25 protein-coding genes and 2 riboswitches are annotated in these 25245 nt (G+C 69.2%); of the genes, 17 read left to right on the plus strand and 8 right to left on the minus strand.

Going from position 1 to position 25245, the window contains the following annotated elements; genetic code table 11:
- Nucleotides 1–41 precede the first annotated feature (41 nt).
- From HCR12_RS03965 to HCR12_RS03975, 3 genes are all read left to right on the plus strand, one after another.
- The gene (locus tag HCR12_RS03965) at nt 42–446 is read left to right on the plus strand and encodes a VOC family protein (protein ID WP_166867550.1); all 405 of its coding nucleotides are present in this window, start codon (nt 42–44) and stop codon (nt 444–446) included.
- The gene (locus HCR12_RS03970) at nt 443–1255 is read left to right on the plus strand and encodes an alpha/beta fold hydrolase (RefSeq protein ID WP_166867548.1); all 813 of its coding nucleotides are present in this window, start codon (nt 443–445) and stop codon (nt 1253–1255) included. The genes HCR12_RS03965 and HCR12_RS03970 overlap by 4 nt, the downstream gene beginning before the upstream one ends.
- Before the next feature lie 88 nt (nt 1256–1343).
- Complete coding sequence (locus HCR12_RS03975) at nt 1344–3005, plus strand: ABC-F family ATP-binding cassette domain-containing protein (protein WP_166867546.1); 1662 nt, start codon at nt 1344–1346, stop codon at nt 3003–3005.
- A 9-nt stretch (nt 3006–3014) separates the two neighbouring features.
- Here HCR12_RS03975 and HCR12_RS03980 read toward each other — a convergent pair whose 3' ends face one another.
- Nucleotides 3015–3359 (minus strand): LysR family transcriptional regulator, encoded by a 345-nt coding sequence (locus tag HCR12_RS03980; protein ID WP_166867544.1) that lies wholly within the window; start codon nt 3357–3359, stop codon nt 3015–3017.
- Nucleotides 3360–3567: 208 nt separating this feature from the next.
- Here HCR12_RS03980 and HCR12_RS03985 point away from each other — a divergent pair, with 208 nt between their 5' ends.
- The gene (locus HCR12_RS03985; RefSeq protein WP_166867541.1) at nt 3568–4767 is read left to right on the plus strand and encodes an NADH:flavin oxidoreductase; all 1200 of its coding nucleotides are present in this window, start codon (nt 3568–3570) and stop codon (nt 4765–4767) included.
- 8 nt (nt 4768–4775) lie between these two features.
- On the opposite strand, the gene HCR12_RS03990 is transcribed toward HCR12_RS03985, so the two are convergent.
- Together HCR12_RS03990 and HCR12_RS03995 are read right to left on the minus strand one after the other, a co-directional pair.
- Complete coding sequence (locus HCR12_RS03990; protein ID WP_166867538.1) at nt 4776–5210, minus strand: MarR family winged helix-turn-helix transcriptional regulator; 435 nt, start codon at nt 5208–5210, stop codon at nt 4776–4778.
- Between the two features lie 4 nt (nt 5211–5214).
- Entirely contained in the window at nt 5215–5850 is a 636-nt protein-coding gene (locus HCR12_RS03995; RefSeq protein ID WP_166867536.1) for a serine aminopeptidase domain-containing protein, read from the minus strand.
- 22 nt (nt 5851–5872) lie between these two features.
- On the opposite strand from HCR12_RS03995, the gene HCR12_RS04000 reads away from it, so the two are divergent.
- A complete protein-coding gene (locus HCR12_RS04000) occupies nt 5873–6445 on the plus strand; it encodes a hypothetical protein (RefSeq protein ID WP_166867534.1) in 573 nt (190 codons plus the stop codon).
- A 19-nt stretch (nt 6446–6464) separates the two neighbouring features.
- On the opposite strand, the gene HCR12_RS04005 is transcribed toward HCR12_RS04000, so the two are convergent.
- Nucleotides 6465–7046 carry a 1-acyl-sn-glycerol-3-phosphate acyltransferase gene (locus HCR12_RS04005; protein WP_166867532.1) on the minus strand — a complete coding sequence of 194 codons (582 nt, stop codon included), beginning with the start codon at nt 7044–7046 and terminating at the stop codon, nt 6465–6467.
- 44 nt (nt 7047–7090) lie between these two features.
- Nucleotides 7091–7675, minus strand: coding sequence for a carboxymuconolactone decarboxylase family protein (locus HCR12_RS04010; protein ID WP_166867530.1), 585 nt, complete (start codon nt 7673–7675; stop codon nt 7091–7093).
- A gap of 137 nt (nt 7676–7812) precedes the next feature.
- On the opposite strand from HCR12_RS04010, the gene HCR12_RS04015 reads away from it, so the two are divergent.
- The 3 genes from HCR12_RS04015 (at nt 7813) to HCR12_RS04025 (ending at nt 9560) form a co-directional block, all read left to right on the plus strand.
- Nucleotides 7813–8742 carry a hypothetical protein gene (locus HCR12_RS04015; protein WP_166867528.1) on the plus strand — a complete coding sequence of 310 codons (930 nt, stop codon included), beginning with the start codon at nt 7813–7815 and terminating at the stop codon, nt 8740–8742.
- A gap of 122 nt (nt 8743–8864) precedes the next feature.
- On the plus strand, nt 8865–9194 hold the full coding sequence (locus HCR12_RS04020; RefSeq protein WP_166867526.1) for a DUF7882 family protein: 330 nt from the start codon (nt 8865–8867) through the stop codon (nt 9192–9194).
- 78 nt (nt 9195–9272) lie between these two features.
- The gene (locus HCR12_RS04025) at nt 9273–9560 is read left to right on the plus strand and encodes a hypothetical protein (protein WP_166867524.1); all 288 of its coding nucleotides are present in this window, start codon (nt 9273–9275) and stop codon (nt 9558–9560) included.
- Between the two features lie 13 nt (nt 9561–9573).
- Here the strand turns inward: HCR12_RS04025 and HCR12_RS04030 are convergent, their stop codons facing one another.
- Entirely contained in the window at nt 9574–9933 is a 360-nt protein-coding gene (locus HCR12_RS04030; RefSeq protein ID WP_224763652.1) for a DUF7882 family protein, read from the minus strand.
- 116 nt (nt 9934–10049) lie between these two features.
- Between HCR12_RS04030 and HCR12_RS04035 the strand changes: the two genes are divergently transcribed.
- From HCR12_RS04035 to gcvP, 4 genes are all read left to right on the plus strand, one after another.
- Complete coding sequence (locus tag HCR12_RS04035; protein WP_166867522.1) at nt 10050–10655, plus strand: hypothetical protein; 606 nt, start codon at nt 10050–10052, stop codon at nt 10653–10655.
- A gap of 46 nt (nt 10656–10701) precedes the next feature.
- A riboswitch (glycine riboswitch) is annotated at nt 10702–10791 on the plus strand.
- Between the two features lie 10 nt (nt 10792–10801).
- A riboswitch (glycine riboswitch) is annotated at nt 10802–10900 on the plus strand.
- Between the two features lie 27 nt (nt 10901–10927).
- Nucleotides 10928–12064: a glycine cleavage system aminomethyltransferase GcvT gene (gene gcvT, locus HCR12_RS04040; protein ID WP_166867521.1), complete on the plus strand. Its 1137-nt coding sequence runs from the start codon at nt 10928–10930 to the stop codon at nt 12062–12064.
- A complete protein-coding gene (gcvH, locus tag HCR12_RS04045; protein WP_166867519.1) occupies nt 12064–12435 on the plus strand; it encodes a glycine cleavage system protein GcvH in 372 nt (123 codons plus the stop codon). Before gcvT ends, gcvH begins: the two co-directional genes overlap by 1 nt.
- A gap of 80 nt (nt 12436–12515) precedes the next feature.
- Nucleotides 12516–15284, plus strand: a complete 2769-nt coding sequence (gene gcvP, locus HCR12_RS04050) for an aminomethyl-transferring glycine dehydrogenase (protein WP_370589341.1) — start codon at nt 12516–12518, stop codon at nt 15282–15284.
- Between the two features lie 47 nt (nt 15285–15331).
- Here the strand turns inward: gcvP and HCR12_RS04055 are convergent, their stop codons facing one another.
- On the minus strand, nt 15332–16114 hold the full coding sequence (locus tag HCR12_RS04055) for a CPBP family intramembrane glutamic endopeptidase (RefSeq protein WP_166867514.1): 783 nt from the start codon (nt 16112–16114) through the stop codon (nt 15332–15334).
- A 270-nt stretch (nt 16115–16384) separates the two neighbouring features.
- Between HCR12_RS04055 and HCR12_RS04060 the strand changes: the two genes are divergently transcribed.
- The 3 genes from HCR12_RS04060 (at nt 16385) to HCR12_RS04070 (ending at nt 20992) form a co-directional block, all read left to right on the plus strand.
- Nucleotides 16385–18121 carry an ABC transporter family substrate-binding protein gene (locus HCR12_RS04060; RefSeq protein WP_166867513.1) on the plus strand — a complete coding sequence of 579 codons (1737 nt, stop codon included), beginning with the start codon at nt 16385–16387 and terminating at the stop codon, nt 18119–18121.
- 204 nt (nt 18122–18325) lie between these two features.
- Nucleotides 18326–19846, plus strand: a complete 1521-nt coding sequence (locus HCR12_RS04065; RefSeq protein ID WP_347877732.1) for an ABC transporter permease — start codon at nt 18326–18328, stop codon at nt 19844–19846.
- Between the two features lie 3 nt (nt 19847–19849).
- Nucleotides 19850–20992, plus strand: a complete 1143-nt coding sequence (locus HCR12_RS04070) for an ABC transporter permease (RefSeq protein ID WP_166867509.1) — start codon at nt 19850–19852, stop codon at nt 20990–20992.
- A 17-nt stretch (nt 20993–21009) separates the two neighbouring features.
- Here the strand turns inward: HCR12_RS04070 and HCR12_RS04075 are convergent, their stop codons facing one another.
- Nucleotides 21010–21612: a PH domain-containing protein gene (locus tag HCR12_RS04075; RefSeq protein WP_166867506.1), complete on the minus strand. Its 603-nt coding sequence runs from the start codon at nt 21610–21612 to the stop codon at nt 21010–21012.
- A 65-nt stretch (nt 21613–21677) separates the two neighbouring features.
- Between HCR12_RS04075 and HCR12_RS04080 the strand changes: the two genes are divergently transcribed.
- Nucleotides 21678–23360, plus strand: a complete 1683-nt coding sequence (locus HCR12_RS04080) for an ABC transporter ATP-binding protein (protein WP_166868246.1) — start codon at nt 21678–21680, stop codon at nt 23358–23360.
- Entirely contained in the window at nt 23357–25231 is a 1875-nt protein-coding gene (locus HCR12_RS04085; protein ID WP_166867504.1) for an ABC transporter substrate-binding protein, read from the plus strand. The genes HCR12_RS04080 and HCR12_RS04085 overlap by 4 nt, the downstream gene beginning before the upstream one ends.
- Nucleotides 25232–25245: the final 14 nt, after the last annotated feature.

Raw genomic sequence — 25245 nt, forward strand, 5'->3', positions numbered from 1 at the left:
CACCTCGCGCGGTGTCGGCGGAATGCGGGAGACTCGTGCGCATGGCACTCGTCGATCACCTGGGAATCACCGTCTCCGACCTCGAAGATGGGCGCGCGCGGTTCGATCCGCTCTTCAGCGCGCTCGGCTTCACCCGCTCCGACGCGGGGGAGTCGTCGGCGTGGTACCGGGAGGGCGAGCCGGAGCTCATCCTCTACGGCGCACGCGACACGAGCACCGCGCCGCACGTGCACGGCCGCGTCGGCTGGCAGCACCTCGCGTTCGCGGTCGGATCCCGGGATGAGGTCGAGCGGATGCACGCGCTGGCTCTCGAGGCGGGCTGGCACGCGGTGCGCGACCCGAAGGAGTATCCGCGGTTCTCGGGTGACTATTACGCATCGTTCGTGGAGGACGCCGACGGCATCCGCCTGGAGTTCATGACCAACTCCGAAGGAAGCGGCGCGTGACGCCACGCGCGGTGATCGCCGAGCGACGCGGCTCAGGGATGCCGGTCGTGCTCGTGCACGGCAACGGCGTCGACCACCGCGTGCTGCTCGACGTCGACGACGCCCTCGCGCTGCCGGGACTCGAGCGCATCCACCTCGACCTGCCCGGGTTCGGCGACGCCGCGCCCCTCCCGGCGCCCGGCGGGCTGCCTGAGCTGGCCGACGACCTCGCCGAGGCTGTGGCCGAGCTCACGGGCGCGGGGAGGTTTGCGATCGTCGGGCAGTCGCTGGGAGGGCTCCTCGCACGCGATGTCGCTGCCCGACTGCGCGAGCGATGCGCCGGGATCGCGCTGCTCGCGCCGGTCGTCGATTCGGATCGGAGTCATCGCACCGTGCCCGCGCACGAGGTGCTCGACGAGGACGCCGAGCTCGTCGCGGAGCTCGACGCGTCCGACGCCGACGAGTATCTCCCCCTCGCCGTGCTCCGCACACGCGACAACTGGGAGCGGTTCCGTGCGGCGATCCTGCCGGGAATCCGGGCGGCCGACCCTGGTGCGATGGCGGCCCTCGGCGACCGATACACGCTGCCGGAGCTGCCCGATGACAGGCTCGCAGGGTTCGACAGCCCGGTGCTCATCGTCGCCGGACGTCAGGACGCCATCGTCGGCTATGAGGATCAATGGCGGCTCGCCCAGCGGCTTCCCCATGCGACATATGCGGTGCTCGATCGCGCAGGCCACAACATCGTCGTCGACCAGCCGGTCGTCGTGCGCGACCTCCTCGCAGGGTGGGCCCGCGACGTGCTCGCGTCGGAGGCGCGGCGCACCTGAGCCGACGGGAGACGCGCGCGGCACGTCGCTCGGGGAGGACACCGACGGCATCCACCTGGAGTTCATCGCCAGCTGAGAGAATCGGGGGATGACCGCAACACTCGTCGCTCACGATCTCGCCGGCGGGTACGGCCACCGCACGCTCTTCGACGGGCTCGACCTCACGGTCGCGCCGGGTGACGTCGTGGGGGTCGTCGGGGCGAACGGGGCCGGCAAGTCGACGCTCCTGCGCATCCTCGCGGGCGTCGACGAGCCCCAGCAGGGCACCGTGTCCCTGGCACCCGCGGATGCGTTCGTGGGCTTCCTGCCGCAGGAGCATGAGCGCCTCGCGGGCGAGACGGTCGCGCAGTACATCGCACGGCGCACCGGCTGCGCCGCGGCGACCGCCGAGATGGATGCCGCGGCGCTCGCGCTCGGCGACCCCTCGCTCGCCCCCGCGGGTGTCGACCCCTCTGATGCGTATTCGACGGCGCTCGAGCGATGGCTTGCGAGCGGTGCCGCGGATCTCGACGAGCGCATCCCGGCTGTGCTCGCCGATCTGGGGCTCGATCTCGGCGACGATCCCGAGGTCACCCTCATGACCTCCCTCTCGGGCGGGCAGGCGGCGCGCGTGGGGCTCGCGGCCCTGCTGCTGTCGCGCTTCGACATCGCGCTGCTGGATGAGCCCACCAACGATCTCGACCTCGATGGTCTCGAACGTCTCGAGAACTTCGTCCGCGGACTCCGCGGCGGCGTCGTCCTCGTGAGCCACGACCGCGAATTCCTCGCGCGATGCGTGACGCGCGTGCTCGAACTCGACCTCACCCAGAACGCCAACCGTCTGTACGGCGGCGGGTACGACGCCTACCTCGAGGAGCGCGCGACGCTGCGTCGGCACGCGCGCGAGGCGTACGACGAGTTCGCCGACAAGAAGGCCGACCTCGTGTCGCGCGCCCGCACCCAGCGCGAATGGTCGAGCCAGGGCGTGCGCAACGCGATGAAGAAGTCGCCAGACAACGACAAGATCCGCCGCAAGGCGTCCACCGAGTCGAGCGAGAAGCAGGCGCAGAAGGTGCGTCAGATGGAGAGCCGCATCGCCCGCCTCGAGGAGGTGGAGGAGCCGCGCAAGGAGTGGCAGCTGGAGTTCACGATCGGGCAGGCGCCGCGCTCCAGCTCCGTCGTCTCGACGCTCAGCTCTGCCGTCTTCCGGCAGGGATCATTCACCCTCGGCCCTGTGTCGCTGCAGGTGAACGCGGGGGAGCGCATCGGCATCACGGGGCCCAACGGCGCCGGCAAGTCGACGCTGCTGCGTGGCCTCCTCGGGCACCAGGTTCCGGATGAGGGCAGTGCGAGCCTCGGGGCGAGCGTGCAGATCGGCGAGATCGATCAGGCGCGCTCCCTGCTGGCGGGTGCTGAGCCGCTCGCGACGGCGTTCGAGGCCCTCGTGCCGGAGTACAGTTCGGGCGAGGTGCGCACCCTGCTCGCGAAGTTCGGGCTCCGAGCCGACCACGTGAACCGCCCGACGAACGAGCTGTCGCCGGGGGAGCGCACGCGTGCAGGCCTCGCGCTGCTGCAGGCGCGCGGGGTCAACCTGCTCGTGCTCGACGAGCCCACGAACCATCTCGACCTTCCCGCGATCGAGCAGCTGGAGCAGGCGCTCGAGTCCTACACAGGCACGCTGCTGCTCGTGACCCACGACCGACGGATGCTCGCCGCGGTGAGCACCGATCGCCGCTGGCAGGTCGAGGCGGGGGTCGTCACCGAGCTCTAGGGCGTCGGCTCAGCGACCCTGACGCTTCTTGTAGGGCTTCGGCTGCCCCTTGACGCTCGGGGCGCGCCCGACACCCTTCGAGGCCTTCGCCTTGCCGCCCGCGGGGGTCGATGTGCTCTCGGGCTCGGGGCCCGCGGCGGCGATCATCGCCCGCGCCTCGGCGAGGAGCGCCCGCCCGGCGGGGGTGAGCTGCGAGTTCTGGCCGCGCGTGATGAGCTGCTGCCCGGCCTCCGCTTCCAGCTTCTCGATCGCGGTGTAGAGCGAAGCGAGCGGGATCCCGAGCGCCTCGGCGGCGCGCGGGAAGTGCAGCTCGTCGGCGACGGCGACGAACCGGCGCAGGTGCGCGATCTTCACGGGGCCCTCTCTGCGGCCGCGGGTGCGGCACCACTCCAGGCTACGCGGAGGATCGCACGCAGCTCGACCCGTGCGCTGTGTTCGCATTCCGGAAGGGGCTGCGGGGCGACCTCGCGCGACTCGCCGGCATCCTCCCCTCGCCCACTGAGCCCACAGCTTCCGGCGTACCCTGGCGCTGACGCGCCCGCTCGTGTCGAAGGAGACTCGAATGACCCAGCCCTCACCGGATCCGCTCGCACCGGCCCAGCTCGGGCCCGTCACGCTGCGCAACCGCGTCATCAAGGCCGCAACCTGGGAGGGTGTGGCGCCCGGCGGCCTCGTGTCGGATGAGCTCATCGAGTTCCACCTCGCCCCGTCACGCGGCGGCGTCGGCATGACGACGGTCGCCTATCTCGCGGTCGCGCCCGAGGGGCGAACCGAGCGCAACCAGATCTACTGGCGCGACGAGGCGCTGCCGGGGCTCGCACGCCTCACGGAAGCCGTGCACGCCACGGGCGCGAAGGCCTCCGCGCAGATCGGGCACGCGGGGCCCGTCTCAGATGCGAGCTCCACCGGCCTGTTCTCGCTCGCGCCGTCGCGCCGCTTCAACCCCCTGGGGATGCGGTTCGACCGCGCGGCCACGCACGATGACATCCGCCGCATCACCCGGCAGCACGCGGATGCGGCGAAGATGGCGCGCGACGTGGGTTTCGACTGCATCGAGATCCACCTGGGGCACAACTACTTCGCGAGCTCGTTCCTCTCGCCCGGCATCAACAAGCGCCGCGACGAGTTCGGCGGCTCGCTCGCGAATCGGGCGAAGGTCGCCCGCGGCGTCGCCGAAGCCGTGCGCGAGGCTGTCGACGGCGAGCTCGCGGTGATCGCGAAGCTCAACATGGAAGACGGCGTGCGCCACGGCATCCAGGTCGACGAATCCATCCAGACGGCGAAGTGGCTCGAAGAGGACGGCCACCTCGACGCCCTCGAGCTCACGGCCGGATCGAGCCTCGTGAACCCCATGTACCTGTTCAGGGGCGGCTCACCGGTGCGCGAGTTCGCACGCGCCCAGCACAACCCGCTGCTGCGTCTCGGCATCGGCGTGTTCGGCGCCGCCTTCCTGCACACGTACCCGTACATCCCGCTCTACCTCCTCGAGACGGCGAAGCGCTTCCGCGCCGAGCTCTCGATGCCGATCATCCTGCTCGGCGGGGTCACCGACCGCGACGGCATGGACACTGCGATGGCGGAGGGCTTCGAGTTCGTCGCGATGGCGCGGGCACTGCTGCGTGAACCTGACCTCATCGACCGCATCCGCGCAGATGCGTCGACACGGTCGCTGTGCGACCACTGCAACCGCTGCATGCCCACGATCTACACGGGCACCCGCTGCACCGAGATCCCCCTGGGGATCCCGTCGGTCCCGGCCTGAGCTGAGCCTCAGTCCTCGTCGCGCTCGAGCGCGCGCACGTGGTCGAGCCAGCGCGCGACGACGTCGAGCTCGTCGGATGTGAAGCCGCGCCCGAGGCGCGGGTTCAGCTCATCCATGACGGTGAGGGCGTGTGCACGAGCTGCTTCGCCTGTCTCGGTGAGGGTCACGCGGATGGCGCGCGCGTCGTCCGGGTCAGGCTCGCGACGGAGGAGGCCGGCCGCTTCCATGCGGGTGAGCAGACCCGTGGTGCCCGCGGGGGAGGCGCCGATGACGCTCGCGATCTCCTTGGCGGATGCGCTGCCGGTGCGGGCGACGGCGAACAGCACTCCCGCCCCGGCGGCTCCCACCCCGAATCCGCCCGAGCGCGCGTCGATCATGCGTCGCAGGGCGCGTTCGGCGGCGATCACGCTGAACATGAGGCGCGGATTCCGTGAGCGTGTCATCTGCTCAGCTCGTTCTCGTGAGCCACTCGACCAGCTCGGGCCAGAATCGAGCTCCCGCGCCTCGGCGGAAGAGGCCGTGGTGGCCGACGCGCTCCTGATCGAGATCGGCGGGGCTGTATTGGCGTCGTTCGACGGGGCCGCCTGCCGCGGCTACCAGGGCATCGATGGCGGCGGGTGCCGACCAGGGGTCGTCGTCGACGCCGACCGCCAGGATCGGAACCGTCGTCGCCTCCGCGCGGTCGCGGGCATCGAAGCTCGGATCGTCGATCACGCCGAGGATCGCGGCGACGCGCACCAGCTCGCTGCGCGACGGGATCGCGGTGGTCGCCGCGAGGTGACTGGCGACGCTCGCGAATCGCGTCACGTGCTCACCACCCGCGCCGAGGAGCAGGGCGTGGCCGCCGAGGCTATGGCCGACGGCCACCTGCGGGATGCTCGCGAAGCGCTGGGTGGCGAAGGCGGTGGCGGCGGGCGCGTCCTCTAGCAGCCAGTCGCGCATCCGCAGGTGGGGATGGGCGCGCGCGGTCGCGCCCACTCCGCGGTAGTTGTAGGTGACGGTGGCGACGCCGTGCTCTGCCGCGAAGCATGCGAAGAATATAGCGACGTCCTCCTCCGCGGACCCGATTGGCTGAGGCGTCACCATTTCTCGTATCGTCGAAGGCATGACCACCGCCCCCTGCCGTCTGCTTCTGCCTGCCGCCCTTCTGCTCGCGCTCGCCGGATGCGCGCCCGCCGACTCGCCTGCCGCCACCGTGCCGGGCGACGCCGCCGCAGCGCCAGGGGGTGCTGCACCCACGATCACGGTCGCCGACAGCTGCGACACGATCGCCGGGGCCGTCGCGCCGTACATCGAAGGTCTCGTCGCCGAAGAGAGCAACGCGGAGCCGTTCAACGAGTGGGGAGGCGCCTGCAACTGGCGAGAGCCCGACACCGCCACCGACCTCAGCGAGATCCGCTCCGTGGAGGTCGTCGTCTCGCTCCAGACCGGCGAGACCGCCGAGTCGCTCGCCGAGCTCGCCGAGTCGGGCTATTTCGAACTCGTCGACGCGCCCGGCGCGGCTCGTGTGGGTGGCATCGCGCACGCGATCTCCATCGACGCCGTCGCCCAGGTCGTCGTCACCTCGGTCATGATCCCCGATGTCACGGTCGTCGTCAGCGGCGGACGCTGGGAGTCGGTGCCGTCGCTCGACGCCGAGGCCGCGGTGCCCGTCGCGGAGCGCCTGCTCGGGCTCTGAGTCGGGGCGCCGTGCGGGCTCAGCCCTCGGCGCTGGTGCCTTCGTTCGACAGACGCGGCTCAACGCGCTTGTGCGGGTGGAAGCCCGCCTTGTCGGCGTAGAAAGCCCGCACGCGGTCCATGTCGGCGCGCACATCGCCTGTGAGCTCGATCGTGTCGCCGAGGCCCGTCGTCATGGTCGTGCGGTCCACATATCCGAGCACGACCGGCATGCCGGTCTCGCGCGCGATCCGGTAGAAGCCCGACTTCCAGCCGGTGTTGCCGCCGCGTGTTCCGTCCGGGGTCACGACGAGGCAGAAGTTCTCGCCCGCCTTGATGCGCGCGACGACATCCGTCACGACGCTCGTGGGATCGTTGCGGTCCACCGGGATGCCGCCGAGGCCGCGCATGATCGGCCCGCGCCAGCCCGTGAAGAGGCTCTTCTTGCCGAGCCAGCGGAAGTCGATCCCGAGCTTCCACGCGATCCCGAGCATGAGCACGAAGTCCCAGTTGGACGTGTGCGGGGCGCCGATGAGGATGCTTGCGCGGGTCGGCGCGGGTTCGGTCTTCAGCGTCCAGCGGCTGAAGGTCCAGAAGGTTCGGGCGACGAGTCGTCGGAGCATGTCGCTAATGTACGCGCTCGCTGTCTCGTCACCGGAACGCTGCGCTACGCCTCCTGGGCACCCGCACCTTCCAGGAGCGCCTGACGCAGGCCCTCCGGCAGACCCGGAGGTTCGTCGACCTCAACCCCGAGCGCGTGCAGGGCGCGGGAGTAGAAGTTGCGGGCGGCGGCGGCGATGGTGATGTCGACGATCTCGTCGTCCGAGAACCCGACCTCGCGCAACCGTGCGGCATCTGCCTCTGTCATCGACGACGAATCGGTCGAGAGCTGCTCTGCGTAGGCCATCATCTCGACCTCGGCCTCTGAGAGCCCCGCGGAGCGATAGTCGGCGGCGATGCGAGTGAGTTCGTCCTCGTCGATCACCGAGAGCGTCCTCAGACCATGCGCGAGCAGGCACGCCTGCGAGCGGATCGCGCGCGCGGCCGCGAGTGTCACGAGCTCGTAGCGGCGCTTGTCGAGGGTGCGCGTCGACGCCCGCACGAGGGATTCGAAAGCATGCACGGCGGCGGGGTTGTTGGCCATGACCCGCGTGTGCGAGGGCACGTAGCCCATGCTCTCGATGTCGGCGGCGTAGAGGGCTGCGGCCTCACCGGTCGCGTCGCCGGGTTCGGGGGTGCGGATGATGCTCATGGAGAACCTCCTGCGGCGATCCAAGCACCGCAGCGCGTCCCGCGAAACCCCCATCTGTGCTCCCTCGAGCCCGAATGCGAGGAAGCTCCTCCGCTTCGATACGCTTCCCCCAACAGCTACCACCCGTGGAGGACCACATGGCCCAGGCCGAGAAGACCACCAAGGCGACCCAGGAGGGCGGCACCGACGCCGCCGCCTGGAAGCCGACCGCAGAGGCGAAGAAGAAAGCCACCACCCTGCGCATCATCGCGATCGTCCTGTGGGTCGTCGCGATCGCCGCAGAGGCCGGGGCGATCTTCTGGCTGCTGCGCCAGCGCGAAGCCGTCGGCGGATCGGGGGAGTCCGGCCTCTCGCGTGACGCCGAGACGGGACTCCTCGTCGACGAGGCCGCCACGTACGAGTTCCCGCAGTGGGCGTTCATCACCCTCATCGTGGTGCTCGTCGTGATCGCGGCCCTGTCGATCATCGGCTCGATGCTCTGGAAGAAGGCGAACCGCCTCGACCCCGCGTCGCAGAAGGACACCTTCCGCTTCTTCGTGCAGAACCAGCTCGGTGCGATCCTCGCGGTGCTCGCGTTCCTGCCGCTCATCATCATGGTGTTCCTCAACAAGGACATGTCGAAGGGCCAGAAGGGCCTCGCAGGCACGATCGCGATCATCCTCGCTCTCGTCGCCACCGCCCTCGGCGCCGACTTCAACCCGGCCTCGGTCGAGAAGTACACGGCCGAGCAGTCGACCGTCATCCAGCTCCTCGGCGAGGACCGGGTGCACTGGGTCGCCGGCGGATCGGTCTACCACGTGTGCGCCGACGTCCCCGACATCGCCAACGCCTCGTCCGAGGCTGCGGAGGGCACCACCGCTGAAGCCGTCGAGGCAGGCAAGAACCGCCTCACGCTCGAGCTCGCCTCCGAGCTGAAGGCGTGCGGTCTGCCGGTCCCCGAGAACATCTCCGGCATCGTCGACGCGATCCGCGAGATCCGCGACGGAGGAGAGGGCGTCGTCCTCCCGCAGCCCGTGTACGCGGACGGCGTCGAGGCGCCGTTCACGCCGGTGGCCTCGGGCAGCTGACGCGCATCCGACGCATCCGGGAGGGGCGGTCCGCAGATGCGGGTCGCCCCTTCCGCGTTCCGGGGCAGCGAAAACGCGTGCGGATCGGGACATTCGGCCCGGCGTGCACCTACGATGTGCACATGGGGACGCTCTTTTACGCTGATCAGGCGATTTCGATGGATGACCGCACCCTCGCTCATCTCAAGGTGGCCGTCGTGACCAAGCTGCGTCGAGGTGAGAGCTTCACACTGTCGTGGATGCATGGCGAGGATCAGCTTCCCGGGCGCACCACCATCTGGATGCACGAGTCGATCCCGCTGCGATTCGAGTTCGTCGAGCCGGAGCCGCCGTCGCTGCGACGCGAGTGGATCGAGGAGATCCTCCGCTCCGCCAACACCACGGGCGGCATCCAGCTCACCGCCGAGCACATCGACACCGGACAGATCGAGATCGAGAACGGCACCGACTGACGTGTAGCACGTTGCGCCGCTGAGCGGAACGGGTTTCAGAGAGGTCGGATCGCGGGGCACGCTGGGCGTGGAGACGCGATGAAGAACATTCTGTACGGCGGACATGACTTCACGACCACGGACGACGTGGCCGCGGCCCTGCTCGACTTCGTGGTGTCGCTGGCCCGCACCCAGCCGCCCGAGGTGGTGACCATCCCCGTCATCATCGACGGGCGCGCGACGGAAGCCGCGCTCGTGCTGACGTCGGTGACCCCGGTCGCCGTGGTCGATGTCGAACTGCACGAAATGCAGCTCGACGGAGCCGACTTCGCGGTCGCGGTCCTGCGCCACAAGACGCAGCGCCTCGACAGCGTCGGCATCATCTAGCCGAGCGTCAGACTCAGCGCGCGGGGTGATCCTTGCGCTTGGTGCTGTTGTCGTGGGCGCGCACGAGCTGCTCGGTCGCCGGATCCTCACCCAGCACGAGTCCGCGCGTCGACGACGACTGCGCGAGCAGCTCTTCGAGCCATTCCTTGTCGATCAGCGGCAGGCGGCTGCCCGAGTAGCGGAAGTACAGGGGGATGGCGGTATCGAGCCAGACGGAGCTGCGTCCGTCGCCGACCCCGGCCGAGTCGCGCCAGCTGAGCATGAACGACTCGCGGCGTCGGAGCTTCGTGTTGATCACGATCTCGAGATGCGCGAGCACTCTGTCGTCGAAGGAGACTTCGATACCCGACATGCCGTAGAGCAGTGATCCCATTGACGATCCTTCGTTCAAGGTGGCGGTTGTGCCCACGGTACCCCGTTCGCGGGGTGGACGGGGCAGTCGCGCCGTGGCAGTCGGGCGATCCGGGACATGTTGGCTATTCTCGCCCTATGAGCGATGCCGAGCAGCCGCAGCACTCGGCCGAGCATCCCGGCGTCTTTCCGGCCGCGTATGTGCCGGTCGTCGACCCGGCGCGCACCACGCGCCCCACGCCCGCGGGGCACGGCACGGTCCTCGTGATCTCCACCGCGGCGTTCATCACGAACCTCGTCGCGGGGATCGGATTCCCGTCGAACGCTCCTGCCGAGTGGCTCGTGAACGCGGGCATCGGCCTCGCCCTGTTCGCCACGATGGTGGTCTCGGGTGTCGGGCTCGCGGTGTCGCTGCGTCGCGGGCTCGTGCGACCCAACCGGGTGTTCCCCTGGCTCGCTTTCGGGTTCGCCCTCATCTCGACCATGGTGTGGCTCGCCTATTCGGCGGGACTGTGGGAGACACTCGCGGGAACGGGACGCGGTGCCTACGTCGTCGATGTCGGCGGAGCTTTCCTGACGCTGCCGCTGTGGGCCGCAGCACCCATGTTCGCGGGCTTTGCTCTGCGTCGACGCGGGCCGGCGCTCGGCACGGCCCTCTCGTGGGCGGCGATCGTGCTGTGGGTCGCGCTCGTCGCGGGCGTCGTCGCCTCGGCCGTGCTCTACTCGGCGGGTCTCACCGACTGAGCTGTCGCGGCATCCGGTAGTGTGATCGCACAACCGAATACCGGCCGCATGCGATGCGGGAGAGTCGACCTCGAGTCGACACCGAAGGAGCAAGCCTCCCCGCCAAACTCTCAGGTACGTGTACCGCATCGACAGGCCACTCTGAAAAGTGCTCCACCGGATCTCGTCCGGGTTACCGGGGCCGCCCATGGTGAAAACGACCACACGTCGTGAATCTCTCAGGCACCGATGACAGAGGGGGAGTTCCACCGACCTGATCGGAGAACTCGTCCATGACCGATGCCCACTCCGACGCCGACGCGCGTCGCTCTCCCCTCGATGCCGTGCACGTCGCTGCCGGCGCGAGCTTCACGGACTTCGCTGGCTGGCAGATGCCGGTGCGCTACAGCTCCGACCTCGCCGAGCACCACGCCGTGCGCACCGCAGCGGGCCTCTTCGACCTCAGCCACATGGCCGAGATCCTCGTCGTCGGTCCGCAGGCGGCGGCCGCTCTCGATCATGCGCTGAGCGCGCGCATCTCGGCGATCGAGGAGGGGCAGGCCAAGTACAGCCTGCTGCTCGCTGAGGACGGCGGCATCATCGATGACCTCGTCGTCTACCGCACGGGAGCTGACCGCTTCCTCGTGGTCGCGAACGCCGGCAACCGCGGCCCGGCGGTCGAGGCGATCCTCGCGCGCACGGCGGGCTTCGACTGCGTCGTCGGCGACGAATCCGACGACGTCGCGCTCATCGCACTGCAGGGGCCGGCGTCGGTCGAGATCCTCACGCGCGTCGAGGGATTCGACATCCCCGGACTCGACGAGCTGCGGTACTACCGCGTCGTCCCCGGCGACTTCCGCGGCGAGACCGTGCTCGTGGCGCGCACCGGCTACACGGGCGAAGACGGCTTCGAGTTCTACCTCGACACCGACGCGGCCCCCGCGCTGTGGGAGGCGCTCGTCGAGGTGGGGGCCCCGCTCGGGCTCGTGCCCGCCGGTCTCGCCGCACGCGACACGCTGCGCCTCGAAGCGGGCATGCCCCTCTACGGCCACGAGCTGAGCCGCGAGACGCTGCCGGGCCAGGTGGGCGCGGGCCGCGTGGTCGCGCTCGGCAAGGACGGCGGCTTCGTGGGGGAGGCTGCCGCTCGGGCAGAGCTTCCCGCGGATGCGCGGATCCTCGTGGGCCTCGTCTCCGAAGGCCGTCGCGCCGGACGTGCCGACTACCCCGTGTTCGCGACGGAGACCGACACCGAGGAGGCGGGCATCATCACGAGCGGCGCGCTCTCCCCGACGCTCGGCTACCCGATCGCGATGGCCCTCGTCCGCCCCGACCTCACCGAGGTCGGCACCACGGTCTACATCGACGTGCGCGGCACCCGCCTGGCCGCGACCGTCACCGCCTTGCCGTTCTACTCGAGAAAGAAGAGCTGATGTCCCTCCCCGCTGAACTCGCCTACACGGCCGAACACGAGTGGGTCGCCGTCGACGGCGACATCGCGCGCATCGGCATCACCGCCTACGCCGCCGGCAAGCTCGGCGACGTCGTCTTCGTCGACCTTCCGCAGGTCGGCTCCGCTGCCGTCTCGGGTCGCGTCGTCGGCGAGATCGAGTCGACCAAGTCGGTGGGCGAGCTCTACGCGCCCGTCGACGGCGAGATCGTCGAGGTCAACGACGCCGTCGCCGCCGACCCCTCGCTCGTCAACTCCGACCCGTTCGGCGCCGGCTGGCTGATCGCCGTGCGCTTCAGCGAGCTGCCGACGCTGCTCACCTCCGACGAGTACGCCGCACTCACCGCCGAGTAATCGGCCCCGACGCAAGGACACCAGTGACCGAGCTCTTCGCCGATCGACACATCGGCACGGATGATGACGCCCAGCGGACGATGCTCGCCGCCCTCGGGTACGCGAGCGTCGACGACCTCATGGATGCTGCGGTGCCGTCAGGCATCCGCGTCGCCGATGACCTCGTCTCGGTGCTGCCGCCCGCGGCGTCCGAGGTCGAGGCGCTCGCCGAGCTGCGGGCGCTCGCGTCGCGCAACCGCGTGACGCGCCCGATGATCGGGCTCGGGTACTACGGAACCGTCACGCCGAGCGTGATCCAGCGCAACGTGCTCGAGAACCCCAGCTGGTACACGGCCTACACGCCGTACCAGCCGGAGATCTCGCAGGGGCGTCTTGAGGCGCTCATCAACTTCCAGACGATGGTCACCGACCTCACGGGCCTCGCGACCGCGAACGCGTCGATGCTCGATGAGGGCACCGCGGTCGTCGAGGGCATGCTGCTCGCGCGCCGTGCCTCGCGCAGCGCGTCGAACACATTCCTCGTGGACGCGGATGCGCTCCCGCGCACCAAGGCGCTCCTCGCTCACCGTGCCGAGGCTGTCGGCATCGAGCTCGTCGAGACCGACTTCGCGGCCATGCCCGAGGGGCACAGCCTGCCCGAAGCGTTCGGCGCGCTCATCCAGTACCCGGGTGCTTCCGGGCGCCTGTGGAACCCCGCGGATGCGATCGCGCGCGTCAAGGAGGCGGGCGGTCTCACGGTCGTCGCCGCCGATCTGCTCGCGCTCGCGCTCATCACCTCCCCGGGCGAGCTCGGCGCCGACGTCGCGGTCGGCACCACACAGCGCTTCGGCGTGCCGCTCGGCTTCGGCGGCCCTCACGCGGGCTACATGGCGGTGCGCCAGGGCCTCGAGCGTCAGATGCCGGGTCGCCTCGTGGGCGTCTCGCAGGACGCGAACGGCTACCCCGCGTACCGCCTCTCACTGCAGACCCGCGAGCAGCACATCCGCCGAGAGAAGGCCACGAGCAACATCTGCACCGCGCAGGTGCTCCTCGCCGTCATGGCGTCGATGTACGCCGTCTACCACGGGCCGCAGGGCATCAAGCGGATCGCGCGGCAGGTCGCCTCGCGTGCCCACCTGCTCTCCGAGTTCCTGCGCGAGCAGGGCCTCGAACCGGAGCACTCGGCGTTCTTCGACACGTTGCGCTACCACGTGCCTGGTCGCGCGGCGTCGATCGTGGCGAATGCATCGGCCCATGGCATCCTCCTGCACCAGGTCGACGCCGACACCGTCGGCATCGCCGTCGACGAGACGACGACACTGACCGACCTGCACCAGGTGGCGATCGCCTTCGGCGGCCCCGAGGCGCGCAGCTTCGGCTTCGTCACCGGACTGAACTCCATCCCCGAGGAGTGCCTGCGCACCTCCGCCTACCTCGAGCACCCGGTGTTCAACACGCACCGCACCGAGACCGGCATGATGCGCTACCTCAAGTACCTCGCCGACAAGGACTACGCGCTCGACCGCGGCATGATCCCGCTCGGCTCGTGCACCATGAAGCTCAATGCGGCGACCGAGATGGCGGCCGTCACGTGGCCCGAGTTCGCGAACCTGCACCCCTTCGCGCCCGAGGCCGACTCGGCGGGCTACCGCGAGCTCATCGGCCAGCTCTCCACCTGGCTCGCCGAGGTCACGGGCTACGACACCGTGTCGTTGCAGCCCAACGCCGGCAGCCAGGGCGAGCTCGCGGGCCTCCTCGCGATCCGCGGCTACCACCGCGCCAACGGCGACACCCAGCGCACCGTATGCCTCATCCCGTCGAGCGCCCACGGCACGAACGCCGCGTCGGCGGTGCTCGCGGGGATGCGCGTCGTGGTCGTGGCATGCGATGAGCTCGGCAACGTCGACCTCGACGACCTCCGCGCGAAAGTCGAGGAGCACGCGGATGACCTCGCGGCGCTCATGGTCACCTACCCTTCGACGCACGGCGTCTACGAGCACGACATCCGCGACATCACGGATGCGGTTCACGCCGCGGGCGGTCAGGTGTACGTCGACGGCGCGAACCTCAACGCGCTGCTCGGCTACGCGCGCTTCGGCGACTTCGGGGGAGATGTCTCGCACCTGAACCTGCACAAGACGTTCTGCATCCCGCACGGCGGCGGCGGCCCCGGAGTCGGCCCGGTCGCGGCGAAGGCGCACCTCGCGCCCTACCTGCCCACCGAGACCGAGAACCCGGTGAGCTCGGCGCCGTTCGGCAGCCCCAGCATCCTGCCGATCTCGTGGTCGTACGTGCGCATGATGGGTGCAGAGGGCCTCAAGCGGGCCACGGGCGCGGCCGTGCTCGCGGCGAACTACATCGCGGCGCGACTCAGCGAGCACTACCCGGTGCTCTACGCGGGCGATAACGGCCTCGTGGCGCACGAGTGCATCCTCGACCTGCGCCCGCTGCGCGAGGCCACCGGCATCACCGTCGACGATGTCGCGAAGCGCCTCATCGACTACGGCTTCCACGCGCCTACGATGTCGTTCCCTGTCGCGGGCACGCTCATGGTCGAGCCGACCGAATCCGAGGATCTCGCCGAGCTCGATCGCTTCATCGAGGCGATGATCCACATCAAGCGCGAAGCGGATGCGGTGGGCGCGGGGGAGTGGCCGGCGGATGACAACCCGCTCGTGAACGCGCCGCACACCGCGGAGTCGGTCATCGCGGGGGAGTGGGCGCACGCCTACGACCGCGAGACGGCCGTCTACCCCGTGCACTCGCTCGTGCACGGCGGCAAGTACTGGCCGCCCGTGCGCCGCATCGACCAGGCGTACGGTGACCGCAACCTCGTGTGCGCGTGCCCGCCTCCCGAGGCATTCGCGTAGCAGTGCCCTGAGTGGGGCGTCCGTCAGCGGGCGCCCCTCATCCGTTCCTAGCCCGGCAGCCCGAAGAGCTCGGGCCACATCCCCGCGACCCATGGATAGCCCACGAAGACGGCGGCGTCGATGAGGAAGTGCGCCACGAGGAACGGCAGCAGGCGCCCGGTTCGCGCATAGAGCCAGCCGAACAGCAGCCCCATCGCGAGGTTTCCGACGAATGCGCCTGGGCCCTGATACAGGTGGTAGGTCGCGCGCAGCACCGAGGTCGCGATGATGATGGGCCAGGGTCCCCAGCCGAGGTCACGAAGGCGCGCGAACAGGTAGCCCAGGGCCACGAACTCCTCCTGCACCGACGCCCGCACGGCGGCGAGCAGGAGCACGGGGATCGTCCACCAGTGGTCGCCGAGGCCCGCGGGATTCACCGCGACGAACCAGCCGGCGCCGCGCCCCACGAGGTAGAGCGCGATGCCGGGGATGCCGATCGCGGCGACGAGGGCGACACCCCACCCGATGTCGCGGCCCACGCGCGTGCCGTCCAGTCCGAGGCGCGACAGCCGCGGTCGGCGCGGCGACCACAGGAGGTAGCACACGAGCAGCGCCGGAACGATCGCGAAGCCGATCGAGAGCAGCTGGTAGATGAGGTCGAACACCTCGCGGTCGCTGCGCGACGGGTTGAGGGTCGCTGTCTGGTCACGCAGCGCGACCTCGCTCGTGAGTCGGTAGGCGAGTGCCACGATCGCGTACACGGCGGACTGCCCGAGCCCGAGCGCGAGCACGATGGATATCTCCGCCCAGAGGCGGGCGCGCGACGGTTCGAGGGTGCCAGCGGTGTCCACGGCTCGATGCTACGACCGCCACCGCAATATGCGGTGCGGGGCATCTGGTTGACAACGCAACAATCCGCAGATCGGCGCATGTATCTTGCGTCTTTGTCGATCATCTGACGAATCTGCGCATGGATGGTTTCGGCAATGTAACGAGTCGTGCGAACTAACCGGCCTGGGAGCCGGCACTGCATACCCTTGGGACGAACGCGTCACGGTGGCATCCACCGAATTCGACGCGCCTTGTCCATCGCAGGAGGAAAATTGCGAATCAACAGATTCATGGCCGCTGGCGCCGTGGTCGCGGCCGGAGCGCTCGTTCTGAGCGGCTGCACGCCGCCTTACGAGTCCGAGGTCATCGAGGACACCGAGATCTCGGTCGCCTGGAACGACATCATCGATGAGTTCAACGGCGACAGCGCATCCGGTAACAACACGGCCAACGCCAACGTCCTGTACCTCATGCACGGCCCGGGGTTCTGGTACTACGACAACGAGCCCGCTCTCGTCCGCAACACCGACTTCGGAACCTACGAGAAGATCAGCGAAGACCCGCTGCAGGTCAAGTACACCGTCAACGACGGTGTGAAGTGGTCTGACGGCACGGACATCGATGGTGCCGACCTCGCGCTCGCGTGGGCGACCATCTTCGGCGCCGTTCCCGACGCCGGGTTCTCGCACGCCAACGCCAAGCCCGAGCTCGCCGCCTCCTTCCCGGAGGTCGACGGCCGCTCGATCACCATCACCTACGACAAGGCCTACGTCGACTGGGAGACCCAGTTCGAGCTCGGCGTCGCAGCCCACGGCACCGTGCAGCTCGCGTACCCCGAGATCACCGACGCCGGTGAGGCCAAGAAGCAGTTCCTCGAGGCTCTCGAGAACGAAGACATCGAGTGGCTGACCAAGGTCGCCGAGGCGTGGAACCAGGGCTACCAGGCCACCAACACGCCTGACAACTCGCTCATCACGCTCTCGGCCGGCCCGTACGTGCTCGAGGAGCTCGTCGAAGACCAGTACGTGACCCTCGTCGCGAACGAGGCGTACGCGTGGGGCCCCTCGCCCAAGTACGAGCGCGTCACGATCCGTCAGATCGAGGACTCGACCGCGCAGATCCAGGCCATCGACAACGGTGACGTGCAGATCGCGGCCGGCCAGCCGACCGCGGACGTGCTGAAGCTCGCGGAGGCGCTCACCAACGCCGAGATGCACACGGGCGACGAGGCCACCTACGAGCACGTCGACCTGACGTTCGACAACGGCGGCCCCTTCGACCCGGCCACCTACGGCGGCGACGAGGAGAAGGCCAAGGCCGTCCGCCTCGCGTTCCTCAAGACGATCCCGCGTCAGCAGATCCTCGACAACCTCATCAAGCCGCTCAACCCGAACGCTGAGATCCGCAACTCGATCCTCGTGATCCCCGGCGGCCCCGGCTACGACGAGATCGCGGAGTCGAACGGCTCGGCCGAGGTCGGCAACGCCGACATCGACGGTGCGAAGGCCCTCCTCGCGGAGGCCGGCGTCGCCACGCCGATCGAGGTCAAGTTCTGGTACCCCGAGGGCAACGTCCGTCGTGGTCAGCAGTTCGAGCTCATCTCGCAGTCGGCAGCTCTCGCGGGCTTCACGCTCGTGGACGACTCCGAGCCGACCTGGGCCTTCACGGACCGCGTCGCCATGCCGGTCAACGCTCACGACGCGACCCTGTTCGCGTGGCAGTCGACGAGCCTCGCGCTCACCGGCTCTGACCAGTACCTCGGTACCGGCCAGGCGAGCAACTTCGGCAGCTACAGCAACGCCGAGGTCGACCAGCTCCTCAAGGACCTGGAGACCGAGCTCGACCCCGCGAAGCAGATCGCGATCCAGAAGGAGATCGAGAAGTTCGCGTGGAGCGAGGGCTACGGCCTCACGCTCTTCCAGCACCCCGGCCTCACGGTCTGGAACTCGAGCGTGACCGGCGTCAAGCCGAGCCCCCTGGCACCGACCTACTTCTGGAACTTCTGGGAGTGGGCACCGGCCGCCTAAGGCTCACCCATGAATGAACGGGCCGGGCGCTCAGTGCGTCCGGCCCGTTCCCATTGAACCGGGCCCTCAGGGACTCGACCTATACTCTCTCTGTTCTCACGGTCGATCAGCGCCGATCCGACCGCACACCCCGCGCACCCGGCACGGGCAGAGAACATGGCAGACCGAAGGACTCCATTGCTCGCATTCATCGCCAGGCGTCTGGTGGCGACGCTTCTTGTGTTGCTCGTCGCCTCGTTCGTCGTCTATGTGCTCACGGCTTACTCCGGTGACCCGCTCGTCGAGCTTCGCGGAAGCCGTGACCCTGCGGCCGCGCAGCGCATCGTGTATCTCACGGAGGTCCTGCAGCTGGAGACGCCGCCGCCGCTGCGGTACTTCTCGTGGCTCGGAGGAGCCGCCGGCTGCCTCATCGGCCAGTGCGACCTCGGCATCTCGGTCGCGCGCGGCGAGCAGGCCGTCACCGCCGCTCTCGCGACGGCCGCCGGGTCGACGCTCCAGCTCGTCACGATCGCCACGATCCTCTCGATCGTCATCGGCGTCGCGATCGGCATGACGACGGCGCTTCGTCAGTACAGCGGCTACGACTACACGGTCACCTTCCTGACCTTCGTGTTCTACTCGCTCCCCGTCTTCTGGGTCGCGGTGCTCCTCAAGGAGTTCGGCGCCATCCAGTTCAACAACTTCCTGCGGAATCCCGACATCCAGTGGTGGACGGTGCTTCTCATCGCGGTGATCCTCGGCGTCATCGTGTCGTCGGTCGTCGGAGGCCGACTGGCGGTGCGTGTGCGGTCGTTCCTGATCGCCGCCGCGGCGACGGGCGTGCTCGTGGCCGTGCTCGCGCTGACCAACTGGTTCTCGCGTCCGACGCTCGGCATCGTGGGCGTCGCCCTCATGTCGATCGCGATCGGCGCGACCGTGCTGCTGCTCACCACCGGTCTGCGTCAGCGACGTGCGGTGACCTCGGTCGGCATCATGATCGCCGTCGTGCTCGCCGCCTGGTACCCGCTGCAGTTCCTCTACTTCTACATGCAGAACCAGTGGTGGATCATCCCCGCGACGTTCATCGCGCTCATCGGGGCAGGCCTCATCATCGGACGCTTCGCGGGCGGCGACGATCGGCGCGTCGTCATGAGGACCACCGCGATCGTCGGTGGACTGCTCACGCTCCCGCTCGTGCTCGACCAGATGCTCCTGCGCTGGAGCGAATACCTGCAGCGCGTGCCCCTCAACGGAGGCTTCATCTCGACGATCGGCGCTTCCACGCCGTCGCTCGCCCGAACCGACAACCAGTGGCTGCACCTGCTCGACTCGGTCTCGCACCTCATCCTGCCGACCGCGGCGATCATGATCATCTCGGTCGCGACCTACACCCGCTACTCGCGCGCCAGCCTCCTCGAGGTCATGAACCAGGACTACGTGCGCACCGCGCGAGCGAAGGGCCTCACCGAGCGCACCGTGATCATGCGCCACGCGTTCCGCAACGCGATGATCCCGATCACGACGATCATCGCGATTGACTTCGGCGCCGTCATCGGCGGTGCGATCATCACCGAGCGCGTCTTCGCGTGGCAGGGAATGGGTGCCCTCTTCAATCAGGGTCTCCACCTGACAGACGTCAACCTCGTCATGGGCTTCTTCCTCGTGACGGGTCTGCTGGCTGTGCTCTTCAACATCATCGCCGACCTTCTGTACTCGGCACTCGATCCGCGAATCCGGGTGAGCTGACCAATGACAACGACTCCGATCATGCCGCCATCGGTTCCCGAGGATCAGGGTTCCGAGCAGACCATCGAGCAGCGCGCGACCGCGGGCCTCAGCCAGGGCAAGATCGCCCGTCGGCGCTTCTTCGCACACCGTGCCGCCGTCGGCTCGATGATCGTGCTCGGCCTGATCACGCTGCTCGCGTTCTCCTCCGTGGGAACCGTCATCGGCGGAACCGGCAAGCTCGTGCCCGACCCCGAGACGGGCCGCCTCGTCGTGGACGGCTTCCGCATCCCCGGATGGTGGAAGTACAACTGGTACGAGAACTACCCGGTGCTGCTTCCCGGCGGTCAGCCGACCATCACCTTCTGGCCCTTCAGCTTCGGGGAGCACCCGTTCGGCCAGGACACGATGGGCAAGGACATCTTCGCCCGCATCATGCGCGGCACCCAGCAGTCGCTCACGGTCGTGTTCCTCACGGGACTCCTCGCGACCGTCATCGGCACGGTCATCGGCGCCATCGCGGGCTACTACCGCGGCCGCATCGATTCGCTGCTCATGCGATTCACCGACCTCATCCTCATCATCCCGCTCCTTGTGCTCGGCGCCGTCCTCGGTCGCACGCTCGGAGGCAGCGCGCTGACCCTCGGTCTCCTGCTCGGCTGCATCACCTGGCCGGGCCTGGCACGACTCGTGCGCGCCGAATTCCTGAGCCTGCGCGAGCGCGAGTTCGTGGACGCCGCGCGCGTTGCCGGCGCCTCGACCAAGCGCATCATCTTCAAGCACATCCTGCCGAACACTGTCGGTCCGATCGTCGTGAACGCGACGCTGCTCATGAGCGCCGCGATCCTGCTCGAGACGTCGCTGAGCTTCCTCGGGTTCGGCATCCAGTCGCCCGACATCTCGCTCGGCCAGATCATCTCGGAGTACAACGAGGCGTTCAAGACCCGCCCGTGGCTGTTCTGGTGGCCTGGTCTGTTCATCGTCGTCATCGCGCTGTGCATCAACTTCATCGGCGACGGTCTGCGCGATGCGTTCGACCCGCGCCAGAAGCGCATCCCCAGCGCGCAGAGCCTCTGGTCCGAGTTCCTCGGCTGGTTCCGCACCGGCGAGAAGAAGGCCGCGAGTGAGACGGCAGTCGGATCCGGCACCCCGCGAGACGGGGCGTGACGGCGATGACCCGTCGGTCAGAGCGCGATGCTGAGAATGCTCGCGCCGAGAAGCGCCACGGTCACCACGATCGTGGCCCAGTGGATGCTGCGGTCACGCGGCACAGCGGGGCCGTCGCCGATCGATCCACGCGCGTCGCGCAGGTCCTCCCACCGACGACGGATCTCGGCCGCAGCGGCTCCGGAATCGCTCGTGGTGAGATCTCCGGGGCGCACCGTGCCGGCGAGGTACGTGGACTCGGGAAGATTGACGGCCTCGTCACGGCGCGCGAACATCGCGCTGTGACGGCCCGGAGCGGGCGCCGCCCATGCCGTGATCTTTCCCTGCGTCGTCTCGAGGGTGAGGGCGTATCGCGTGTCGATGCGCTGGATCTGCTCGAGGCGCACACGGTCCGTGCTGAAGACGTTGCCGACGGTCACGAGGTCGCCCTCGATGCGCACGAAGGGACGCCAGTAGGCGGCCCACGTCGCGAACACCAGCAGAGCGCACGGCGCGATCGCTCGCGCCACGGCCTCCGGGCCCACCTGCGCGGCTGCGATGAGCACCGTGCCCGCCACCCCCGCCACAGCGATCGTCAGAACGCGTCCCAGGCGGGATCTCAGATTCACCGTGTCAGTCACGCTCTCATGCTGACACGCACCGCACGCATCCGCGAAAGGCAGGTTTCGGCGTGAGCGAGACCACGATGACCACCCCGACGACGGGGGAGCGCACCCCCGTTCTGCAGGTCGACGGCTTGAACGTCGAGTTCTGGGTCGACGGCGAGTGGGTCACCGCCGCCGAGGGCGTCACCTACAAGGTGATGCCCGGCGAGGTGCTCGCGATCGTCGGCGAGTCCGGCTCCGGCAAGAGCACCAGCTCGATGTCGCTGCTGGGACTCCTCCCCGCGAACGGCCGCGCGAGCGGCAGCGCGAAGCTCGACGGCGAGCAGCTCATCGGTGCGAAGGCGGAGCGCATCCGCCAGATCCGCGGTCAGGGCATCGCCGTGATCTTCCAGGAGCCGATGACGGCTCTCAACCCCGTGTACCGCATCGGCTTCCAGATCTGCGAGGCCCTGCAGGTGCACCACCCGCGCATGACGCGCGCGGAGGCGAAGGAGCGCGCCCTCGAGCTGCTCGCGATGGTCGAGATGCCCGACCCGCAGAAGGCGTTCGACTCGTACCCGCACCAGCTCTCGGGCGGTCAGCGACAGCGCGCGATGATCGCACAGTCGATCTCGTGCGACCCGCGCCTGCTCATCGCCGATGAGCCCACCACCGCGCTCGACGTGACGGTGCAGGCCGAGATCCTCGACCTGATCCGCAACCTCCACAAGCGCCTCGACTCGGCCGTCGTGCTCATCACGCACGACATGGGCGTGGTCGCCGACCTCGCCGACCACGTCATGGTCATGAAGGACGGCAAGGTCGTCGAGACCGGCCCCATCCGCGAGATCTTCACGGATGCGAAGCACCCCTACACGCGTGCTCTGCTCGCGGCTGTGCCGCACCTGGGCGCCAACGACACGCTCCAGATCGTCGACCACGATCCCGTCGCCGAGGTCGTCGACGAGCGCGACGTCGTGCTGTCGTTCGAGAACGTGGCGATCGACTACCCCAAGCGCGGCCGGATGCCCGTCTTCCGTGCCGCGGAGGGAATCGACCTGACGCTGCACCAGGGCGAGATCATGGGTCTCGTCGGCGAGTCCGGCTCCGGCAAGACCACGCTCGGCCGGGCCGCGATCGGGCTCATCCCTGTCGCCGAAGGCAAGCTGACCGTCGTCGGTCACGACATCTCCTCCCGCGACCCGCAGGAGCTCAAGGCGATTCGCCGCCGCGTCGGCATCGTGTTCCAGGATCCGGGATCCTCTCTCAACCCGCGCTTCCCGATCGGCGAATCGATCGGCGAGCCGCTTCTGCTCTCGGGCGACGCCTCCGGAGCCGAGCTCGATCGCCGCGTCGAGACGCTGCTCGACCAGGTCGAGCTTCCGCGCTCGTACCGCAACCGCTACCCGCACGAGCTTTCCGGCGGCCAGCGCCAGCGCGTCGGCATCGCCCGCGCGCTGGCACTCGCGCCCGAGCTGCTCGTCGCCGACGAGCCCACGAGCGCCCTCGACGTCTCGGTGCAGGCGCGCTTCCTCGAGCTCCTGCAGGGGCTGCAGAAGGAGCTCGGCTTCGCGTGCCTCTTCGTGAGCCACGACCTCGCCGTCGTCGACATCCTGTCGCACCGCATCGCCGTGATGCGTCGCGGCCGGCTCGTCGAGGTCGGAACGCGAGACGAGATCCTGCGCAGTCCGAAGGACCCGTACACGCGCCGACTCATCGACGCCGTCCCCGTCCCCGACCCCGACGAGCAGGCGCGGCGACGCGCCGAGCGTCGATCGGCGTGACCCGAGGCCGCACACGGGGCATGCGGGCGCTGGCGGCGCTCGCAGCTCTCGCCTCTGCCGCGGCGCTCACGGGATGCACGGGCGATGACCGCGTCGTCGCCGGATCCACGGTGACCGTCGCGGTCGAGAGCTCGCTCACGACCCTCAACCCCGACAGCTCGTACGGGCGTGCGTCGGAGCTCAACGCCGACGTCGCGTACCTCACGGGTTCGGGGTTCGCCTATCCGAACGATCGCTTCGAGATCGTGCAGGACGACAGCTTCGGATCGGCCGAGGTCGTCTCCGAGGATCCCTTCACCGTGCGCTACAGCGTCTCCGCCGATGCGCGCTGGTCCGACGGCGTCCCGATCACGGCCGCCGACCTGCTGCTGGCGTGGGCCGCCAACTCACGTGCGCTCGACACGGCGGGCGTCGACGGCGCGCAGTTCGTCGATCCGGACACCGGACGCATGGGCAGCCTCCCCGACGGCATCGTGCACTTCGACGGCGCTCTCGGTCGCGGGCTCGAGCTCGCCACGGCGACGCCCGAGATCTCGGGTGACGGCCGCGCGCTCACCGTGCGCTTCGATGAGTTCGCGCCCTCGTGGCGCACCGTCCTCGCGCCGGGTCTTCCCGCTCACGTCGTCGCCGCCCGCGCTCTCGACCTCCCCCTGCGCGCCGACGCCGCCGATGCCGAGCCCACCGAGGAGCTCGCGGGGGAGGCGACCGCTGCGCTCGTCGACGCGATCCTCGGTGCCGATGCCGACACGCTCTCGAAGATCGCCGACGTGTGGAACAGCGGGTTCGACCTCACCGGCGCGGAACCCGATCCCGATCTGCTCCTCGCGAGCGGCCCGTATCGGGTGAGTGCCGTCGCCGATGGACGCGTCACGCTCACCGTCAACCCGCAGTATCGCGGCGATCGCTCGCCCGCCGTCGAGACCCTCGTTCTGCGCACGATCGTCGACCCGGGGGAGCTCACGCGCCTCATGCAGAGCGGCGAGATCGACATCGCGACGCCCGCCGCCGACGCCGAGCTCGCGAGCGAGCTCTCCGGCATCTCGGGGGTCACGGTCTCCGCGGACTCCACGAGCACATTCGAGCACCTCGACCTGCAGTTCACCGGATCCAAGTCGGGGCACTTCGCCGATGAGCGGGTTCGCACGGCGTTCCTGCTGACGCTGCCGCGGCAGGCGATCCTCGACGAGCTCGTCGCGCCTGTGAAGGCCGACGCCATGCTGCTCGACTCGTTCGTCGTGCGACCCGGCGCCCCCGGATACGACGAGGCCGTCGCAGAGAACGGATCCGACGCGCACCACACGACCGACATCGGCGCCGCCATGACGCTCCTCGCGGAGGCGGGCGTCGCCTCGCCGGAGGTCTGCATCCTCTACGACCCCGCCGACGAGCGACGCGCTGCCGCGTTCGCGCTCATCCAGAAGTCGGCATCCGCTGCCGGCTTCGCGGTGACCGACTGCTCGCGTCGCGACTGGCGCGCGCTCCTCGGTGTGCCGGGCGCGTACGACGCCGCACTCTTCGCGTGGGACACCACACGCCTCGGGCCCGGTGCTTCTGCGGCCGTCTTCCGCAGCGACGCCGCCCTCGCGAACTTCTCCGGATTCTCCGATCCCCGCGCCGATGCGCTCATCGACGAGATCCTCGCGACCGACGACATCGATGCGATCACCGAGCGCCTCATCGAGCTCGACGCGATCCTCTGGGATTCGGCCTACGGTGCGCCGCTCTTCGCCCACCCCGCGCTCACCGCGGTGAGCGACCGTGTGGAGGGCGTCACGCGGTCCCCGCTCGCACGCGGAGTGCTCTGGAACGCGTGGGCGTGGACCCCCGCAGAACCGCATGCAGGTTCCGCGACACCGCGTCCGCTAGACTAGAACGTCGCTTTTCT

Origin of the sequence: Salinibacterium sp. ZJ70 (assembly GCF_011751865.2) — a bacterium.
In the GTDB taxonomy this organism is placed as follows: Bacteria; Actinomycetota; Actinomycetes; order Actinomycetales; family Microbacteriaceae; genus Homoserinibacter.

Coding starts and splice junctions, on each gene's coding strand:
- HCR12_RS03965 (WP_166867550.1), top strand. CDS start 42: ATGGCACTCGTCGATCACCTGGGAATCACCGTCTCCGACCTCGAAGAT.
- HCR12_RS03975 (WP_166867546.1), top strand. CDS start 1,344: ATGACCGCAACACTCGTCGCTCACGATCTCGCCGGCGGGTACGGCCAC.
- HCR12_RS03985 (WP_166867541.1), top strand. CDS start 3,568: ATGACCCAGCCCTCACCGGATCCGCTCGCACCGGCCCAGCTCGGGCCC.
- HCR12_RS03990 (WP_166867538.1), bottom strand. CDS start 5,210: ATGACACGCTCACGGAATCCGCGCCTCATGTTCAGCGTGATCGCCGCC.
- HCR12_RS04000 (WP_166867534.1), top strand. CDS start 5,873: ATGACCACCGCCCCCTGCCGTCTGCTTCTGCCTGCCGCCCTTCTGCTC.
- HCR12_RS04005 (WP_166867532.1), bottom strand. CDS start 7,046: ATGCTCCGACGACTCGTCGCCCGAACCTTCTGGACCTTCAGCCGCTGG.
- HCR12_RS04010 (WP_166867530.1), bottom strand. CDS start 7,675: ATGAGCATCATCCGCACCCCCGAACCCGGCGACGCGACCGGTGAGGCC.
- HCR12_RS04015 (WP_166867528.1), top strand. CDS start 7,813: ATGGCCCAGGCCGAGAAGACCACCAAGGCGACCCAGGAGGGCGGCACC.
- HCR12_RS04020 (WP_166867526.1), top strand. CDS start 8,865: ATGGGGACGCTCTTTTACGCTGATCAGGCGATTTCGATGGATGACCGC.
- HCR12_RS04025 (WP_166867524.1), top strand. CDS start 9,273: ATGAAGAACATTCTGTACGGCGGACATGACTTCACGACCACGGACGAC.
- HCR12_RS04030 (WP_224763652.1), bottom strand. CDS start 9,933: ATGGGATCACTGCTCTACGGCATGTCGGGTATCGAAGTCTCCTTCGAC.
- HCR12_RS04035 (WP_166867522.1), top strand. CDS start 10,050: ATGAGCGATGCCGAGCAGCCGCAGCACTCGGCCGAGCATCCCGGCGTC.
- gcvT (WP_166867521.1), top strand. CDS start 10,928: ATGACCGATGCCCACTCCGACGCCGACGCGCGTCGCTCTCCCCTCGAT.
- gcvH (WP_166867519.1), top strand. CDS start 12,064: ATGTCCCTCCCCGCTGAACTCGCCTACACGGCCGAACACGAGTGGGTC.
- gcvP (WP_370589341.1), top strand. CDS start 12,516: ATGCTCGCCGCCCTCGGGTACGCGAGCGTCGACGACCTCATGGATGCT.
- HCR12_RS04060 (WP_166867513.1), top strand. CDS start 16,385: ATGGCCGCTGGCGCCGTGGTCGCGGCCGGAGCGCTCGTTCTGAGCGGC.
- HCR12_RS04070 (WP_166867509.1), top strand. CDS start 19,850: ATGACAACGACTCCGATCATGCCGCCATCGGTTCCCGAGGATCAGGGT.
- HCR12_RS04080 (WP_166868246.1), top strand. CDS start 21,678: ATGACCACCCCGACGACGGGGGAGCGCACCCCCGTTCTGCAGGTCGAC.